General features: G+C 63.8%; 14 protein-coding genes. 9 read left to right on the plus strand and 5 right to left on the minus strand.

What is annotated here, in order from left to right:
* Positions 1-50: 50 nt before the first annotated feature.
* Positions 51-320 carry an alpha/beta hydrolase fold domain-containing protein gene (locus ACOGXH_RS09410; protein WP_419930353.1) on the minus strand — a complete coding sequence of 90 codons (270 nt, stop codon included), beginning with the start codon at positions 318-320 and terminating at the stop codon, positions 51-53.
* A 68-nt stretch (positions 321-388) separates the two neighbouring features.
* Between ACOGXH_RS09410 and ACOGXH_RS09415 the strand changes: the two genes are divergently transcribed.
* Complete coding sequence (locus tag ACOGXH_RS09415; protein WP_419928850.1) at positions 389-1,888, plus strand: ABC transporter substrate-binding protein; 1,500 nt, start codon at positions 389-391, stop codon at positions 1,886-1,888.
* Between the two features lie 232 nt (positions 1,889-2,120).
* On the opposite strand, the gene ACOGXH_RS09420 is transcribed toward ACOGXH_RS09415, so the two are convergent.
* Genes ACOGXH_RS09420 through ACOGXH_RS09430 form a run of 3 tightly spaced genes read right to left on the minus strand, consistent with a single transcriptional unit; the run spans position 2,121 to position 5,111 of the window.
* Positions 2,121-3,002, minus strand: a complete 882-nt coding sequence (locus tag ACOGXH_RS09420; RefSeq protein WP_419928851.1) for a VOC family protein — start codon at positions 3,000-3,002, stop codon at positions 2,121-2,123.
* Between the two features lie 20 nt (positions 3,003-3,022).
* Positions 3,023-3,904, minus strand: a complete 882-nt coding sequence (locus tag ACOGXH_RS09425; protein WP_419928852.1) for an alpha/beta fold hydrolase — start codon at positions 3,902-3,904, stop codon at positions 3,023-3,025.
* Between the two features lie 19 nt (positions 3,905-3,923).
* A complete protein-coding gene (locus ACOGXH_RS09430) occupies positions 3,924-5,111 on the minus strand; it encodes a hydroxylase (protein WP_419928853.1) in 1,188 nt (395 codons plus the stop codon).
* Between the two features lie 118 nt (positions 5,112-5,229).
* Here ACOGXH_RS09430 and ACOGXH_RS09435 point away from each other — a divergent pair, with 118 nt between their 5' ends.
* A complete protein-coding gene (locus ACOGXH_RS09435; RefSeq protein ID WP_419928854.1) occupies positions 5,230-6,180 on the plus strand; it encodes a TauD/TfdA dioxygenase family protein in 951 nt (316 codons plus the stop codon).
* A gap of 28 nt (positions 6,181-6,208) precedes the next feature.
* Positions 6,209-8,494, plus strand: a complete 2,286-nt coding sequence (locus ACOGXH_RS09440) for an arylsulfatase (RefSeq protein WP_419928855.1) — start codon at positions 6,209-6,211, stop codon at positions 8,492-8,494.
* Between the two features lie 169 nt (positions 8,495-8,663).
* On the opposite strand, the gene ACOGXH_RS09445 is transcribed toward ACOGXH_RS09440, so the two are convergent.
* Positions 8,664-9,887 (minus strand): amidohydrolase family protein, encoded by a 1,224-nt coding sequence (locus tag ACOGXH_RS09445; protein WP_419928856.1) that lies wholly within the window; start codon positions 9,885-9,887, stop codon positions 8,664-8,666.
* 147 nt (positions 9,888-10,034) lie between these two features.
* Here ACOGXH_RS09445 and ACOGXH_RS09450 point away from each other — a divergent pair, with 147 nt between their 5' ends.
* The 6 genes from ACOGXH_RS09450 (at position 10,035) to ACOGXH_RS09475 (ending at position 17,209) form a co-directional block, all read left to right on the plus strand.
* Entirely contained in the window at positions 10,035-10,811 is a 777-nt protein-coding gene (locus ACOGXH_RS09450) for an SDR family oxidoreductase (RefSeq protein ID WP_419928857.1), read from the plus strand.
* Between the two features lie 2 nt (positions 10,812-10,813).
* On the plus strand, positions 10,814-11,971 hold the full coding sequence (locus tag ACOGXH_RS09455) for a thiolase family protein (RefSeq protein ID WP_419928858.1): 1,158 nt from the start codon (positions 10,814-10,816) through the stop codon (positions 11,969-11,971).
* Entirely contained in the window at positions 11,968-12,387 is a 420-nt protein-coding gene (locus tag ACOGXH_RS09460; protein ID WP_419928859.1) for a Zn-ribbon domain-containing OB-fold protein, read from the plus strand. Before ACOGXH_RS09455 ends, ACOGXH_RS09460 begins: the two co-directional genes overlap by 4 nt.
* Before the next feature lie 20 nt (positions 12,388-12,407).
* Positions 12,408-14,861: a CaiB/BaiF CoA transferase family protein gene (locus ACOGXH_RS09465; protein ID WP_419928860.1), complete on the plus strand. Its 2,454-nt coding sequence runs from the start codon at positions 12,408-12,410 to the stop codon at positions 14,859-14,861.
* Between the two features lie 133 nt (positions 14,862-14,994).
* Positions 14,995-15,735: an ABC transporter ATP-binding protein gene (locus ACOGXH_RS09470; RefSeq protein WP_419928861.1), complete on the plus strand. Its 741-nt coding sequence runs from the start codon at positions 14,995-14,997 to the stop codon at positions 15,733-15,735.
* A 121-nt stretch (positions 15,736-15,856) separates the two neighbouring features.
* Positions 15,857-17,209 carry an ABC transporter substrate-binding protein gene (locus tag ACOGXH_RS09475; RefSeq protein ID WP_419928862.1) on the plus strand — a complete coding sequence of 451 codons (1,353 nt, stop codon included), beginning with the start codon at positions 15,857-15,859 and terminating at the stop codon, positions 17,207-17,209.
* The last annotated feature ends 19 nt before the right edge of the window (positions 17,210-17,228 follow it).

Below are 17,228 nucleotides of genomic sequence, written 5' to 3' on the forward strand. Positions count from 1 at the left end.
CGGGGTTCAGTCGACATGTTCTCGGGAGACCTCCGTCTCGACGGGCGTTACTATACACAGTACAGCGAGTACCGCACGGCCACCCGGTCAACCATCGACGACCACACGGTGTAACCATCATCGATGGCGGCGGGGAACGGATGTCGGGGCGCCAATCGGTATCCGACGGAGACCACAACGAGACCCAGCTCGTCGGCGAACGCAGAGCACGCCGTGTTGTCCTGCCGAGCGGGACCCGACATCGGGCCGCCACCGTGGAGCCGGAGGAGGGCTGCTCCCATTGCCTCGGGTTCCCTCGGGCCGTAAAGCGCAAGCAGCAGCGCGGGTCGTTTTACGAAGTAGAATGGGTCGGCGGACTAGCGTCTCAACATCGTGCGAGGGGGACACCATGAAGAATCACCTGTTTCGTGTACTGGCCATCGGACTCGGGCTGACGTTGATCGCCGCCGCATGTTCCGGCGACGACAGCGAGAACGTGGCAAAAGACGTGACCTCCCAACCTTCGCCGGAAGAAGAGGCCGGGGAACCGGCTGCGGATCCGGACCCTGAGCGCGAAGAGGACCCGGAGGCAGAGGAACCGGAGCGCGAGGAGGACCCGGAGGCAGAGGAACCGGAGCGCGAGGAGGACCCGGAGGCAGAGGAACCGGAGCGCGAGGAGGACCCGGAGGCAGAGGAACCGCCCGAGGAGCTGACGGCGAGTTTCCGTGGCGTCACCGCCGACACCATCAAGGTCGGCGTGATCGTCCCCGATTGGGATGCGCTCCAGGCGATGGGAGTCCCGAACTACCAGGGAAGCACGGAAGTCGCCTACCAGGCGTTCTTCGACGTCATCAATCAATCAGGTGGGATCTACGGGCGCCAGATCGAGCCCTACTACGCCACGATGGACTTCCTCAATCAGGCGTCGCAGGAAGCGGCCTGCGTGGAGCTGACCGAGGACCACGAAGTCTTCATCGTGCTGCGGGGCACGTTGGCCGCGGCCAACCTCTGCTTCACGGACCTCCACGACACAATGCTCATGACCGTGACGAACCTGACCGAAGAGCTCAAGGACGCCTCCGGCGACACCCTGTGGCTCCAGACGCGGCCCACCGATGACGCCCACATGGAGATCCTCGGTCGCGTACTGGCCAAGTCAGGACGGCTCGACGGCAGGACAATCGGCATCGTCGCCAACGCCATCTTTGCCGAGGGCGCGATGGGCACCACCCTCCAAGAGGTCCTCGCCGACGAAGGCTTCGAGTCACGGGTCGTCGTCGTCCAGGACGCTACGGATGCGATTACCCGAGAGGCGGAGTTCGCGATCGTCGCCGAGCGCTTCAGTGTTGACGGCGTCGACTTCGCCTTCGACCTCATCGGCGGTTCTAACCTGACCGAGATCTTCCACCGCCAGGGCTACATGCCGGAGATGGGCATCTGGTCCATGGCAGGGGCCACGACAGGCACCACAGACCGGTCGGTCCTCGACGGCGCCGTGAGTGTGGGCGCGCTCACCGACGAGTCTTCGTGGGAGGACCCCGAGCTCTGGGAGAACTGCATGAACGTCGTCCTGGAGGCCAATCCCGAGCTCGCTCCCGAGTTCGAGTACATCCCGACCAGCGAGCAGCAGGCTGCGGGGGAGCCGTCCTGGCTTCCTCCGATCCGCGCTGCATGCAACATCACGAACATCCTCAAGCAGGTCGGTGAGATCGCCGGCGCCGACCTAACCAACGACAGCTTCCGAGCCGCTCTCGACGAGCTGGGTCCGATCCAGTTGTACGGACTGGGCCAGGCGACCTTCTCGAGCGAGAAGTGGGACGGCCTCGACGAGTTCTACATCCTGGTCTACGACGCCGCGACCGACTCGGTTGTGATCGAGGGGGACCCGATTATCGTCGACCGAGGCTGAACACACATCCACCACCTTCACGAAGCATCGCCGAGGTGAGATATTGCAATGTCGACGCCGTCGACCCCGGTCGACTAGGTGGACCGGCCACACCGCTTGCCTCCGATGACGATCTCGTCGGAACCCGACGGGTCGATTGAACACCTGTTTGTGTCGGAGGGGGGGACTTGAACCCCCACGCCCGTATTGGGCACTAGCCCCTCAAGCTAGCGCGCCTGCCGTCGGGATTGGGTCAGCCGCCGTCAGCGGGAGTCGGGAAGGGCCGGTGACCCCAAAAGCTCGGGCGGGAGATCTGGTAGGTGCCGGTGTGGTCGGGATCCTCGACTCGTAGCCCACCCCATCCGAACTCGACCATCATCGGGTCGGGCGCCTGGCAATAGAAAGAGATCATCTCGTCGTTGGTGTGGCGTCCCAAGGACATGCGGACAGGGACTCCTTGGTCGAGGCAGCGGTCTTGCGCCATGCCGACATCATCGATGGTCGCCGCTTCGACCATGATGTGCCCAAGCGGATGGGTCACAGGCAAACCGGCACCGATTCCGAGCGTGTGGTGACGCGGGTTGCAACCCAAAAACGCCATCGACATCGCACCGGCGTGCCAGGTGTTCCGCAGGTGGAAGCCAAGAATCTCTCGATAGAAATTCAGGACCGGCTCGATTTCATCGACCTTCAGAACGGCGTGTCCGAAGCCCATGTCTCCGGTCACAAAGCTCGACACAAGGGGTGTCACCACCGGAATGTCGTTGCGAATTGGGCCGTGGTAGAGCTCAAGCGGGGTGCCGGCGGGATCTTCGAAGGAGGCGTAGTCGGTCACGAGACGTGCGGCGGCCTCTTCGTCGGAACCCATTGTCACGTCGACACCCGCCTGTTCGAGGCGAGAGACCTGTGCGTGCAAGTCGGTGTCGTCGATGACTTCGAAGCCGATGGCGTCGACTCCCGCGGTGTCAGCTGGGGCGACGACCAGGCGGTAGGGGTAGTTGTCCCATCGGAAATAGGCTGCGGCCGCGTCGGGTCCGGGCGCGGGCATGAAACCGAGTACGTCGGTGGCGAACCTGCACCACTCGTCCAGGTGTGGACTAACGAGCCGGACGTATCCCAGGGATAGGACGGACATGGTTGGTTACCTTCGTGTGCTCATGGGGTGGTCTCCGACTCATCGCGGGTGAGGAACTCGATCACGACCCGCTCGAACTCGTCCTTGCGTTCGATCATCGACCAGTGCCCACAGTTCGGGAAGATGTGGACTTCGCAGTCGCGAATCAGGCGCATTGCCGGGATCATCCCGTCAAGGGGCGTGACCCGGTCGTCTCGCCCCCAGGTGACCAGCGTCGGCGCCTGGATCTCGCGCAGCGTCACGAACTCGTTGTTGTTGTCGAGCATAACGTCGCGTAGGAACGACAGCTTCTCCCGGCTATAGATCTGGCGGATACTGGCCAGCGCCTCGGGCTCGGTTGCTGCCGCCCAGCGGCGTTCGATCAACTCCTCGGTGAGGGTGGCGGGGTCAAAGACCATCGATCGCATCCAGGCGATGAGCTGCTCGCGGGTGGGGTTCTCAACGAAGTCGACGAGGCGACTGATGCCTTCCGACGGCAACGGGCTGAACAGTGGAAGTCCGACCCCTCCGATGGTCGCCAGCCGTCGCACCTGGTCGGGTCGAGCCGCCGCCACCTGGGCGGCGAATTTTCCCCCGAGTGAATTGCCGAGCAGCGAGAACGCATCCAGGCCGAGCCCGTCAACGAAGGCACTAACGGCCTCGGCCCCGTGAAGTACCAGATTGGTGGGCGGGGCATAGCTGCGACCGAAGCCCGGCAGGTCCAGCACCAGGCAGCGGAAGTGGGGAGCGAATGCCGCGAGGTTCTCGCCGAAGTTCGCCCAGCCGGTGGCCCCAGGGCCAGAGCCGTGCAGCATGACCAGCGGCGGGCCATGGCCCACCTCGTGATAGTGCAGAATACCGTGATCGATGCGCAGCGTTCGGCTGGTGTCTTCTTCGGTGATGGGTGTCGTCGTTGTGTTCATGAGCTGAAAACCTCTGCGCTCAGACCGTGACCGCTGACGGGCCGGTGGGCGGCAGGCCCATCAGGACCCCGCCTGCGAGGTTGAGCAGCGGGCCTCGGACAAAAATGCCGTGATGGAGCCCGGCGTGCATGCCCCGCCAGAAGCGCTGCACTGGCTTGTCGAGACGGATTGAGTTCCCACCGCAGATGTCATAGACGGTGTTGGCTGCCGCCGCGGCCCGCCACGCGGCACGGACCTGATCGCGCCGCAGCACAACCCGCTGGTTGATCCCAATCGTGTGGCCGGCTCGAACCGCGTCATATGCCTCGCCGATGTTGTGGACCAGCTGAAGGCGAGCGCTGGCGATGTCGGACGCCGCCTCGGCGAGCACCTGCCGAGAATGGTGGTCGTCGGCCTGCACGACACCGAGGTTGGAGATCCGACCCGCCTGGTACTCAATACCTCGCTGGAGCACCCCCTCGGCGATTCCGATCAGGCCAGCTGCCACCCCACCGGGGAACACGCCTGCCCACGGCACGTTGAATAGCGGATCGCCGCTGCGGACCGACTCCTTGGCGGCTCGACCGTCGAGGAGCTTGCGCACATCGAGTGCGCGATAGTCGGGCACGAACGAGCCATCGACGATGATGTCCTTGCTCCCGGTCCCCTCCAGTCCAATCGTGTTCCACGAATCCTCGACGATCTGGTAGTCGGCGCGAGGCAACATGACGTGGAGACTGCCGATCGGCGGGTCGTCCGGTCCGGCGGAGGCCTCCTTGACCATCGCACCCAGCACGATCCAGTCGCAGAGATCGGTACCGGAGGAGAACGACCAGCGGCCATTGACGATGAAGCCGCCGTCGGTCGGCGTTGCGATGCCCGAGGGTGCGTACGGCGATGCGACCCATGTGTCAGGGTCCTCACCCCAGACCTCCTCTTGCAACCGGGTGTCGTTGAGGGCCAGCTCCCAGGGGTGAACGCCGACCACACCCGCGACCCAGCCCGCCGAGGGGCAGTGGTTCCCAACGTCCATCACCGCGTTGAAAAAGTCGCGGGGGTCGGCCTCCAGGCCTCCGAAGTCCCGCGGCTGCAACATTCGAATGACTCCAGTCTCCTTCAGCAACTTGCCCGTGTCGTCGGGTAGCCGCCCGAGCGCATCGGCTTGGCTCGAGCGGTCGGCCAGGTAGGGCCCGAGTTCAGCGATCTGCTCGATGGTGGGATGGGCCATGGGCGGGTCCTCCGGGTGGCACGATGGGTCAAGAAGTGGTCAGGAGCGTCATGCAGGCGTCGATGAGAATAAGCTAGTTGCTTATACCGACGTCTACCGCGATGGGATGCCACCCTGCATGAAGGTGATGAATAAAGCCCAGGGAACGATCGATGCCGGCGACCGGCTCGAGGTTCTGCCGATGTCTCAGCACACCGGTGCGGAGATTCACGGCGTCGATCTCCGCGAACCGTTGGACGACCCCACTGTTCACGCTATCCGTGCCGCTCTTTTGCAGTGGAAGGTCGTGTTCTTCCGGGACCAGGAACTCACCCGAGACGAGCACGTGGCGTTTGGCCGCAATTTCGGATCAGTGTGCCCTGGCCATCCCACGCTGGCACCGCGGTTCCCGGAGCATCCGGAGATCGTGATGATCGAGAAGGAAAACCACAGCGACGACCTAGGCACCAACGAGATCCAGCACCGCTGGCACAACGACCTGTCGTACATGGCCGCGCCGCCGATGGGTTCGATTCTTCGCGCCGTCTCCGTGCCGCCGTACGGTGCCGATACCGAATGGACGAATCTCGCGGCGGCGTACGCGGCCCTGTCTACCCCCATCCGCGAGCTCATCGACGGGCTGACCGCCGTCCACCACAACGTCTTGCACGTCGTGCGGGGGGAACCGAACAAGCTCGCCCGTGAGTTCATGTCCACTCCTCTCCGAGCCCGGCACCCCGTAGTGACCCTGCACCCCGAGACTAGAGAGCGCCAGCTGTACGTGAACCCCGACTACACGAGCCACATCGTCGAGCTCTCACGCCAGGAGAGCGGCCATCTGCTTGAAATGCTCAACGAGCACTTGTACAGCCGAGAGTTCACGGTTCGGTTCCGTTGGCGCCCGGGCAGCATCGCGTTCTGGGACAACCGTGCGACGGCTCACATCGCGCCGGTGAACGTGGTGCCGGGTTATCGGCGTGTCATGGAGCGCATCACGCTCGACGGTGTTTCTTTCGTCGGCCCGACCGGCTTCGAGTCGGTGACGGTGGACGGGTCAGGTGCTCCTGTGCTCGGCACTCGGAGTCCGTGAGCATCCCGGAGCACCTAACCACGCAAGCATGAACGACAACCATCGGAACAAGCCGCAGCCCTTCGGCGGCCACATCTCCCGTCTCGCCGGCGACTCGACCCCGTGGTGGCCCGAACCGGTTCGGCCCGCCCAGGGCAGCCCCAACATCATCGTCGTTTTACTGGACGATCTCGGCTTCTCCGACATCGGCCCCTACGGCTCGGAGATCTCCACCCCTACCGTCGACCGCCTCAGCGCCGGGGGTCTGCGCTTCACGAACTATCACACCGCCCCGCTGTGCTCACCGTCTCGGGCGTCCATCCACACCGGGATGAACCCCCACCGGGCCGGGTTCGCCGCAGTCGCCAATCTCGACCCGGGCTTTCCAGGTTGGACGATGGAGATTGATCCCTCAATCGACACGCTCCCCCAACTCCTTCGCAACGCGGGGTACGCCACCTTCGCCGTCGGCAAGTGGCACCTGACTCGCGACGGGGCGATGCACGACGGCGCACCCCGTGATTCGTGGCCGCTTCAGGTGGGCTACGACCGGTTCTACGGCGTGCTGGAGGGCTGGACCAACCTGCACCATCCCCATCGGCTCGTGCGCGACAACTCACCGGTGGCGGTCGACACCTACCCCGACGGCTACTACTTCACCGACGACATCACCGACGAGGCGATCTCCTATCTCAAGTCGCTGCGATCCCACGACTCGACCCGCCCTTTCTTCCTATATCTGGCCCACGGGGCGGTCCACGGACCGCTCCAGGCCAAGGCGAGCGACATCGCCACGCATCGGGGCCGCTACCAGCAGGGGTGGGACGAGGTCCGGGCGCGCCGATTCGCCAATCAGATCGAGCAGGGCTTGTTCGACAAGGGCACGGCGCTACCGCCGCGCAACCACGAGACTGGCTACGAGGTGGAGGCTTGGGCCAGCCTCCCCGCTGAGGCTCAGGACAGGTACGCGAGGTACATGGAGGTCTACGCCGCGATGGTCGACAACGTCGACCAGAACCTCGGCCGCCTGTTGGCTGCGGTCGATGCGCTGGGCGACCTGGATAACACGGTCGTCTTGTTCACCTCCGACAATGGCGCGACCCGAGAGGGCGGGGCCCAGGGGACGCGGAGCTACTACCGGCAGTTCGGAAACCCAGCGGGGTTCGGACGCGGCTTCGACGTCGAGCGCGATCTCAATCTCATCGGCGGTCCTCGAGCGATGGTGCACTACCCCCGCGGGTGGGGAATGGCGTCGAACACGCCGTTTCGGCTCTACAAGTCCTGTACCCACGCCGGCGGCGTGCGGGTGCCCATGATCGTTTCGTGGCCCAAGGGCATCGGACTCGACCGCGCCGGCACGATCCATCGCCAGTACCAGTACGTCACCGACCTCCTCCCGACGATCCTCGAAATCGCCCAGGTCGAGACGCCAAACGACCTCGACGGCGCCAGCTTCGCCCCCGCCATCACCCATGGAGCCACCGAAAGCACCCACCCGGAGCAATACTCGGAGTGCTTCGGCAATCGAAGCTTCTACCGCAATGGATGGAAGCTCGTCACGCTCCACCAGCGGGGGGCAGCCTATGACGACACAGAGTGGGAGCTCTACGACATCACCACCGACCCCACCGAGGTGAACGACGTGGCCGCCCAGAACCCAGAAGTCGTCGCCGAACTAGCCGATGCCTGGGAGCGCACCGCCTGGAACAACCAGGTGTTCCCGCTCGACGACGGCCTCGGCCTTCTCCAAGTGTTGCGCCGACCCGATGAAGCCTCGCTCAACGATCCCGTCCGTCTCCTGGCGGGCACACCGTCACTAGAGCGCTACCGGTCCCAGAAGCTCGTCACCCTCCGGGACTTCGACATCGAGATCGACATCGTGCACCAAGACGCCGACGGTGTCCTAGTCGCCCACGGCGACCAGGGAGGCGGATACGTGGTGTACATCGAACATGGCATCGTGCACTTCGGTTACAACGAGTACGGCATCGAAAAGATCGCCGCCGCTGACTTCCTCCAACCGGGCCGGCACCAGATCCACATCTCGGCTCGTTGTGGCGAGCCCTACACCTGGAGCTTCACCATCAGCGTGGACGGCCAACCGCAGGCGACCCTCGACGGGGTCGAGATGCTTATGGGCTTCGCACCGTTCCAAGGCATCGACGTCGGTATCGATCGCCGCTCCCCTGTCCTGTGGTCGACGTTTGAGACCCACGGCGCCTTCGCCTACCCCGGTGTCATCGAAGCCGTCACCTATCTTCCCGGCCCCCCGGCACCCTACGACCCAGCCGAACTCGTCCAACTGATGCGCAGCGCAGGAAGACGAGCCGAATAGCGAGGGTTAGCGGTGGTGTCGGAGGGGCGAATGCAACCCTTAACCCTCACCACCGGTCCCGATCCGAGGTTTCCGGAGTTCGTACTCGTGACCTACTGGGAAGGTGCCCAGATCATGGAGACGATCCCGCTCCTCAACGAGCCATCCGCGCCGGAGTCACCTTGGCTTGCTAGCGGGCGGGCACATCGGCCGTTATATCGAGCATTCTCATGGCGTTTCCGCGCATGACCTTATAGAGCTCGTCGTCGTCATAGTCCGCAAACGCGCTCTCGACATAGGCGAGAGTATCGGGCCACGTACTGTCCGAATGTGGATAATCCGTCTCGAATGTGAGATTGTCGATGCCCAGTTTTCCTCCACGCGTTGCAATGCCATAGTCGTCTTCAAACGCGCAGGCGTAGACCCGATCACCGGCGTAGCTCGACGGCTCCTCCGTGATCTCCGAGCTGAAATTCGAGAACGTACGGTCCTTCTGCTTGCGCCAGGTGCAGTCGAGGCGCTGAAGGGCGAAAGTCATCCACCCCACTTGACTCTCCGAAAAGGCGAGCTTCAGTCGCGGGAAGCGCGGCAGTGCCCCACTATAGAACCAATCCACCAAGGCGATCTCCGCCGTCACATGGCTAAGTGCATGTGACGCGACGCGGTGAGGTCTCATCACAGGGGCGGATGACGAACCCACGTGCATACATATGACTGTCCCGGTGTCTTCGCACGCCCGGAGCAGTGGCGCCCATGCGTCGAGATCGTAGATTGCTGGAAGCCCGAGAGCGTCCGGCATTTCCGAGAACGTGAGCGCGCGCACCCCCCGCTCTGCGTTGCGTACCACCTCGGCGGCCGCGGCCTCGACATCCCACAGGGGAATCAAACACAGCGGAATCAGTCGGTCTCCACTGTCACCACACCACTCCTCGACCATCCAGTCGTTGTACGCAACGACGCACGCCATTGCCAGTTCTTTGTCTTTTGCCTCGAGAAAGGTCTGGCCGCAGAATCGCGGGAAGGTCGGGAAACACAGCGACCGCTCAACGTGATTCATATCCATGTCGGCAAGACGCGCTTGCGGGTCGAAGCACCCCGGTCTGATTTCCGCATAGTCAACTGGTGTGTCGGTCATTCTCTCGTCCGAGAGACCGACGGCAGCGAGCGTCGGCAACGTCGCCACGCTGAGGTTCTCGTAGACCCAGAAGTCCGCCTCCGGTCCCGACGCGCCGATCCGATACATCCCTTGACTCGGATGATCCCCCGACCGTGGGACCTCATTGAACTCCCGCGGCGCCCGGATGACCCGCGGGCCATCGGCGCGGTACTTCGCGGGCAGCCAGGTCTCCCAGAGGTGCGGCGGCTCGATGACGTGGTCGTCGACGGAGATCATGAGCGGGATCGTGGTAGCCATTCGAGCTCCTCCTCGGGGCCGACAAGGTCGTCCAGCTAACCGATTGAACGCCTTCAGTGTATCTGTATACTAATGGCGGCGTGGTTCCCTGTCGACTGGCCGCCACGCCGGGAACCTAAAGGCAGCTGCTGGAGGAACGGGGCTGAGATGGATCGACGAACGTACCTCATCACGGGCGCCGCGTCCGGAGTTGGTGCTTCAACTGCACGTCAGCTCGAGAACGATGGCCACCGCGTCATCGGCGTCGATCTCCGTGACACGGAGATCATCGCGGATCTCGCGACTCCTGACGGCAGGGCTCAGATGGCGGTCGAGGCGCAGCAGCTTGCCGGCGATGGTCTAGATGGCGTCATCGCTTGCGCCGGCGTTCTCCAAGAGACCGAGCTCGCCGTGCGAGTCAACTTCTTCGGTGCAGTATCGACTATCGAAGCCACCCGAGCCCTCCTGGCCAACGCCGAAGCCCCGCGGGCGGTTGTGGTCTCCTCCGCCACCGCGATCGTACCTCGTATCGACGAGCTGGTGGAAGCGTGCCTTGCGCTCGACGAGGAGGAAGCGACAGCGATCGCTGAACGTGAGAGCAGCGACTACTACCCCGGAAACTCGAGGATCTATGCGTCGACGAAGTACGCCCTCTCACGCTGGGTCAAGACGACGGCAGTCGACTCTGACTGGGCCGGGGCGGGGATTCTTCTCAACGCCGTCGCGCCGTGTGGCATCGAGTCGCCGATGTCTGACCCGTACCGTTCCGAGGAGCTCGACGAAATGGCCCGCGGCGCAAGCGCCATCGGGCAGCCATTTGTCAAGCCGGCAGACGTAGCATCTGCTCTGAGGTGGCTCGCAAGCCCGGCCAACTCGCTGCTGGTGGGCCAGACGTTGTACACGGATGGCGGATTCGAGGCCAAGGCCAGGCCCGATACTCTCTGACCATGGCGCGACCGGAAGTTGCCGTCGTTGGGGCGTACAACACCAAGCAGGCGCGCAGACTCAGTGGGGAGACGTCCTACTCGATCACAGACGATGCCATCCGCGGGGCTCTCGCAGACGCCGGAATCGGGCTTTCGGAGGTTGACGGATTCACCGTGTGTCCGACAACACCGGCACACGACGTCAACACGGAATCGAAGACATGGGCGTACAGGTTTGGCGCCGAGCGATTCTGGTATGGCGGCCAGCCCAGTCCGCTCATTGCTGTCGCCGAGGCGGCGAGCGCAATCCGAGAAGGCTGGTGCAGTGTTGCCGTCGTCGCGAGTGGGCAAGCCGGTGTGTACGTTGACAATGCGGCCACCGCGCCCTGGACGCGCCCATCGAACGAGTGGGTCGAGTGGTGTGGACAGTTCACCGCGACGGAATTCGCTTTAGTGGCCCGTCGGCACATGTATCTGTTCGGGACGACACCCGAACAACTGGCGTTCGTTTCCGCCACGATCCGAAACAACGGCCACCAAAATCCCGACGCTGTCTACAGCGGTCGCGGCCCATTCACCCCTGATGACATTCTCGCGTCTCGGATGGTTGCCGACCCGTTTCACCTGCTGGACTGCGCTATGACTGCCGAAGGCGGGTCGGCGGTCGTTCTGGCCGCTGCCGACCGCGCCAAGGATTCGCGTTGGCCGGGAACCTTCGTGTTGGCGAGCGGCGTTGAGAGTTGTGGCCCTGGCTACTGCTATCCCCCGGTCTACGAGTTGACGGGTCAGCTCGGCGCAGCCGCAGCGGCCCGTGCATTCAAGAGGGCCCAGGTCGACCCGAGTGATGTGCAAGCTTGCGAGTTCTACGATCCCTTCTCCTTTGAGATCCTTCGACAGTTCGAGGTGTTCGGCTTCTGCGATGAGGGCGACGGTGGCCCATTCGTCACGTCTGGTGTGATTGGGCCCGGGCAGCGCCACCCGATTTGCACCGATGGCGGCACCATGTCGTACTCACATACCGGTGCGGCCCAGATGCTTCAACGCGTTGTCCAGGCGACTCATCAAGTTCGCGGCACCGCTGTCAACCAGATTGATGGCTGCCGCCTCGCCTTGGCCAGCAGCGCCGGCTCCGGAGCTATGAACCACGCACTCATGCTGCTCGGAGACTCCCCATCGTGAGCCCACCCGAACTCCCCGTTCCGACTCCGACCGCGCTCTCCAAGCCTTTCTGGGATGCCTGCCAGGTCCACAAGCTCAAGATCCAGACTTGCACGCGCTGTGGCCACCGCATGTCGATCCCGGAGGACAGATGCCGAAGCTGCCAAAGCGAAGACCTGGTCTGGGTCGACGCGTCGGGCAGAGGGAGCATCTACAGCTACACGGTGGTTTGGAGGCCGCCAACACCGGCATTCAAGACGCCCTACGTCGTCGCAATCGTTCGACTGGAGGAGGGGATCGATCTCATGACGAACATCGTCGACTGCACCATCGATTCACTTACAGTCGGGATGCCCGTCACGGTAGTTTTCGAGTCCCGGGGCGAGATGGTTGTCCCGGTCTTCCGCCCAACGGCTGAGGATCGAGACCAGGCGTGAGAGCTCGGCCACGAAGCACAATGTCCGACGCCGAGGCGATTGCGAGCAACGCACCGCTGGCTGGACGCCGAATCGTTGATTTGTCCACCGGGATCGCAGGTGCATACTGCTGCAAGCTCTTAGCAGATGGAGGGGCAGAGGTGGTGAAGGTTGAGCCTCCATCGGGAGACCCCCTACGCCGCCGCTTCTTGGACCAGGTGATTCGAGATGATGACAGTCCGCTGTTCCGTTTTCTTTGCGCGTCGTCCAAGAGTGTGGTCGTCGACCCGGAGCTCGACAGTTCTGTCCTGATGGTGCGGGAAATCCTGAAGACAGCCGACGCTGTCGTCTGGAGCCCAGGCAACGCCTTGCATTGGCACGAGGACTTCCATGCCAGTGAGTTGCGCGCGAGTCTGCCTGGTGCGGTGGTGGTGTCCGTCTCGCCGTTTGGCCTGGAAGGGCCCTGGTGCGAACGCGCCGCTACAGAATTCACTCTCCAGTGCTGGTCGGGTGGGCCAGTGCTGCGTGGGACTGAGGAGCTGCCGCCACTGACGGTGGGCGGTGAGTCGGGTCTGTGGGTCGCAGGCATGTGCGCGGCAATCGGGGCACTCAGCCGGCTCAGGTCGACTGACGCGACGGGCCGTGGGCAGTTGGTGGATGTGTCTGAGTTCGAATGCGTCCTGTGGAGTCAGCTTCCGTACCCGGTCACCGACTTCCGCATGGCCGGCAAAGAGCGCCGCGACAAGAGATTCCGCGTCCTCCCTGGAATCCACTCCACAAAGGACAGTCTTGTCGGCTTCATGGTGGTGACCGGACAACAGTGGCTCGATTTCTGCTCGATGCTCGGGCGCGACGACTGGCTTGAGGATCAAACGCTCTTCAGCGCGGTCGAGCGGTGGCGAAGGGCGGACGAGCTCTCGGCGGCGATCGAAGCATGGACCTCTCAGCGAACGACGAGCGAGATCATCGAGCTCGCGAGCCTTATGCGGATTCCGGTCGCACCAGTGGCGCGGCCGGCGACCATCGCTGACCTGGACCACTTCGTGGAGCGCAAGTCGTTCGTTGCGAATAGTCGAGGCAGCTTTCTCCAACCGAATGTCCCGTACATACTCGGCGACACTGCGGAATCGAGGCCAGCGGGTTCCGCCCCGGAAGTCGGGGCGGACGCGGATGCGGTTCTGAGATCCCTGAACGATCGGTCCCAGCGCGCCACTCGCTCGGCCACGCCTTTCGACCGGCTCCGGGTACTCGACCTCACAACATTCTGGGCGGGTCCGGTTGTTGGCGGCTACCTCGGGATGGCCGGAGCGGATGTCATAAAGGTCGAGTCGACGGCCAGGATGGACGGCTCGCGGTACAACACTGTCAAGTCTCTCGAAGATGACGACTGGTGGGAGTGGACCCCCACGGTCCATGGTGCGAACACCGACAAGCGCGGGATTGCGGTCGATCTGTCCAGCCCACGAGGACGCGATGTTTTCTTGCAGCTCGTCGCCCGATCTGATGTCGTCATCGAGAACTTCAGCCCGCGAGTGATGGGCAATCTCCGACTCGAGTACGACGACCTTCGCGCTGCCAATCCCGGAATCATCCTCCTTCGAATGCCGGCCTTTGGGTTGTCCGGCCCTTGGTGTGACCGTAGTGGCTACGCCCAGACGATCGAGATGAGCTCAGGCCTTGCATGGATGACGGGGTACGGAGATGGGGGCCCGGAGCTGCCGAACGGCATCTGCGATCCTGTAGCCGGGGGGCACGCAACCGTCGCCCTGCTGCTCGCCCTAGCACACCGCGACCGTACCGGTAGAGGCATGTGGGTGGAGGCTGCGATGGTCGGCTCGGCGCTGAACATTGGCGCCGAAGCGATTGTCCACTGCTCGACGTTTGGCCAGGAACCATCAAGACTCGGCAACCGAAGCCCGTTCTGTGCCCCTCAAGGCATCTACCCCGCAGGTACCCGGGTCAGTTCAGCACACGACGCCGAAGAGTTGGTGGGAATCTCGATCGCAGACGACAGCCAGTGGCTCCGGCTCTGCCGTGTCCTCGGCGACCAGGCTTGGGCACGCAGTCCCGCCCTCTCCACGCTCGAAGGCCGCCAGGAACGCCATGACGAGATCGACGCTGGCATTGCCCAATGGTGCGCCGGCCGCACCGCCGACTCCATCGTTGAAGAGCTGTGGTCCAACGACATTCCAGTGGCCAAGTTGATCCGGCCTCACGAGCAGATCGACATCGCCCAGCTGCAGGCCAGAGGCTTCTTCGACGAGCTCGAACACCCGATTACGGGCCGCTTGCCCTACGCCCGCCACCCATCGACATCCGGTCAAGCGGGCCGGGCCCGTCCCGAGCGTCGTCGGCCACCATTGCTCGGCGAGCACAACATGGAGGTCCTTTTGGAGATCGGACTCACGATCTCTGACATCGAGGCTCTCGAGTCCGACGGCGTCATCGGGACACGCCCGAGCACCGTTGGGCCCGCAACCGGCAGCATCAGCTAGCAGGAGACATATGCACGCAGAGTGTTAGGCTGCGTTGGCGCAAGCGACGAGCCCGTTGCTCGCCAAGCGATGCAAAGATGCCCTTGGACGCAAAGACGAACCCGCACCGGCTTCACCCGATGGTGGTGACATCGTGAGCCTCCACGCTCAAGACACGAGTGCGATACCCCCACCAGCACTGGAAGGTCGCTCTATCCAGGCAGGATACGGGTCAGAGCCAGTTGTTCGTGATGTCGACATCGTCGTGCACCAGGGTGAGGTGGTTGTCCTTTTGGGCCCCAATGGAGCCGGCAAGACGACGACGTTGCGCGCCCTCGCTGGGGCGATCGATCTGCAGGCCGGCACCGTGCTTCGCGAAGGTTTGGCGGTGCGGACCGCGTTGGACAAACGCGCTCGTGCTGGCATGGCGCTGGTGACAGAGGAGCGCTCTGTATTTCCGAGCCTCACGGTGGAGCAGAACCTTCGCGTCGGGCGCTGCAACGTCGACCGCGCTCTGGAGCTGTTCCCGGAGCTTGCGGGTCGCCTCAAGGTCCCGGCCGGGCTGATCTCGGGAGGCGAGCAGCAGATGTTGACGCTCGGCCGGGCGCTGGCGCGAGCGCCGTCGCTGCTGCTGGCGGACGAGTTGTCGCTCGGACTCGCGCCCAAGATCGTCGAGCGCCTGCTCACTGCGGTTCGCTCGGCGGCTGATTCGGGCATCGCCGTGTTGCTCGTGGAGCAGCACGTGCGGCGAGCGCTCGAGACAGCGGACAGGGGGTATGTATTGGCCCGCGGTCGAGTGCAGGCTGAGGGCACCGCGTCCCAGTTGCGCAGTCAGGTGGAGGATATCGAGCGGAGCTATCTGGCCTTGTCGGACGCACCCAACGGGAAGGGGTAGACGAATGTCGCCGTATGTTCTAACGTTCAACCTGGAGCTCGGCCACCGACCTGGCTGAGCCACCTGTCAAGGGGGAGGAATTATGCAGCCACGTCGATGGATTCTTTGGATCGCAATCGCGTTGATCGCACTGCTCGGGGTGAGCGCCTGCGGGGACGACGACGACGCAAGTGCTCCAGACACCGTTGCGGAACCGGCCGACGAACCGGCCGACGAACCGGCCGACGAACCGGCCGACGAACCGGCCGACGAACCGGCCGACGAACCGGCCGACGAACCGGCCGACGAACCGGCCGACGAACCGGCCGACGAACCGGCCGACGAACCGGCCGACGAACCGGCGAGTGAGGACCTTGGCACCGTCTCCATCGGCGTCATCTACTCCGATGACAATCCCATCTACAACTCCCCGACCGTACGGGCCGGGGCTGAGGCCGCTGCATTCTTCCTCAACGAAGCAGGTGGAGTCGACGGACGAACGGTCGAGATCGTTCTCTGCAACGACCTGTCAGACCCGAACGAGGCCGCACTCTGCGTTGAGGAGCTGATCGACGCCGACGTCGACGCCGTGATAAGCGCTTCGCTGTTTGACGACCTCAACATCCCCGTTACGACCGGAGCCGGGATCCCGCACTTCCCGACCGTCCCCAACACACCCGGCGGCTTCACCGGTGAAAACCTGTTCAATGTCACAGCGGGCGTAACCCAGATCGTGGTTGGCGGACTCATCGCGGCTGAAAACGGAATCGACACCGTCGACATGCTCACGCTCGAATCACCCGTGACGCCCCTGCTGGAGAACCTTTGGGCCTGCGGTCTCGCGGCAAACGGCATCAACGAGGGCGCCAGAATCATCATTCCCCCGACATCACAGGACTTCGCCCCGTTCGTGGCGCAGCTGAGCTCGGGTCCCGCGGCTGGGTCCCAGTACTTCGTCCCTCCGGTCGTGATCGTGCCGTTGGGTGCTGCGTTCAGCCAGTCCGGCATTGAGAACCTGATCATGACGGCGAATGGGACGATCAACGCCGAGAACCTCGAGCAGTCAGGTGGGGCGGATACGCCGTATGAGGGCACGATCACTTTCGGCCCGTTCCCGGGCCCAGATAACCCGGTGTGGGCCGACTACTACGCTGCGTTCGAGAGTTCTGCGCCCGACATGCTCGGCGCGGTGACCAACGACCAGCAGGCACAGGCTGCCTGGACGGCCGTCATGGCCATGAGCTCTGTTATCTCGAGCGAGTTGGCGGGGACGGACGTGACATCGATGTCGCTCTCAGAGGCGTTGTCGAGCTCCGCTGCAGTCGATACCGGTGGCATCACCCCGCCCTTGGACTTCACATCGACGAGCGATGGCCCCTACGGCGCGATCAGGAACTCAGCCGTGTACCTCGCAAGGGTCACGGACGGCGAACTGGTTCCCCTGAACAACGATGAGCCCATCGACATCGCTGACACGCTTGCAACCTGCCAGTAGATAGAGCGGTCACGCTGGG

Source organism: Candidatus Poriferisocius sp., assembly GCF_965208355.1.
Taxonomy (GTDB): Bacteria; Actinomycetota; Acidimicrobiia; order Acidimicrobiales; family Bin134; genus Poriferisocius.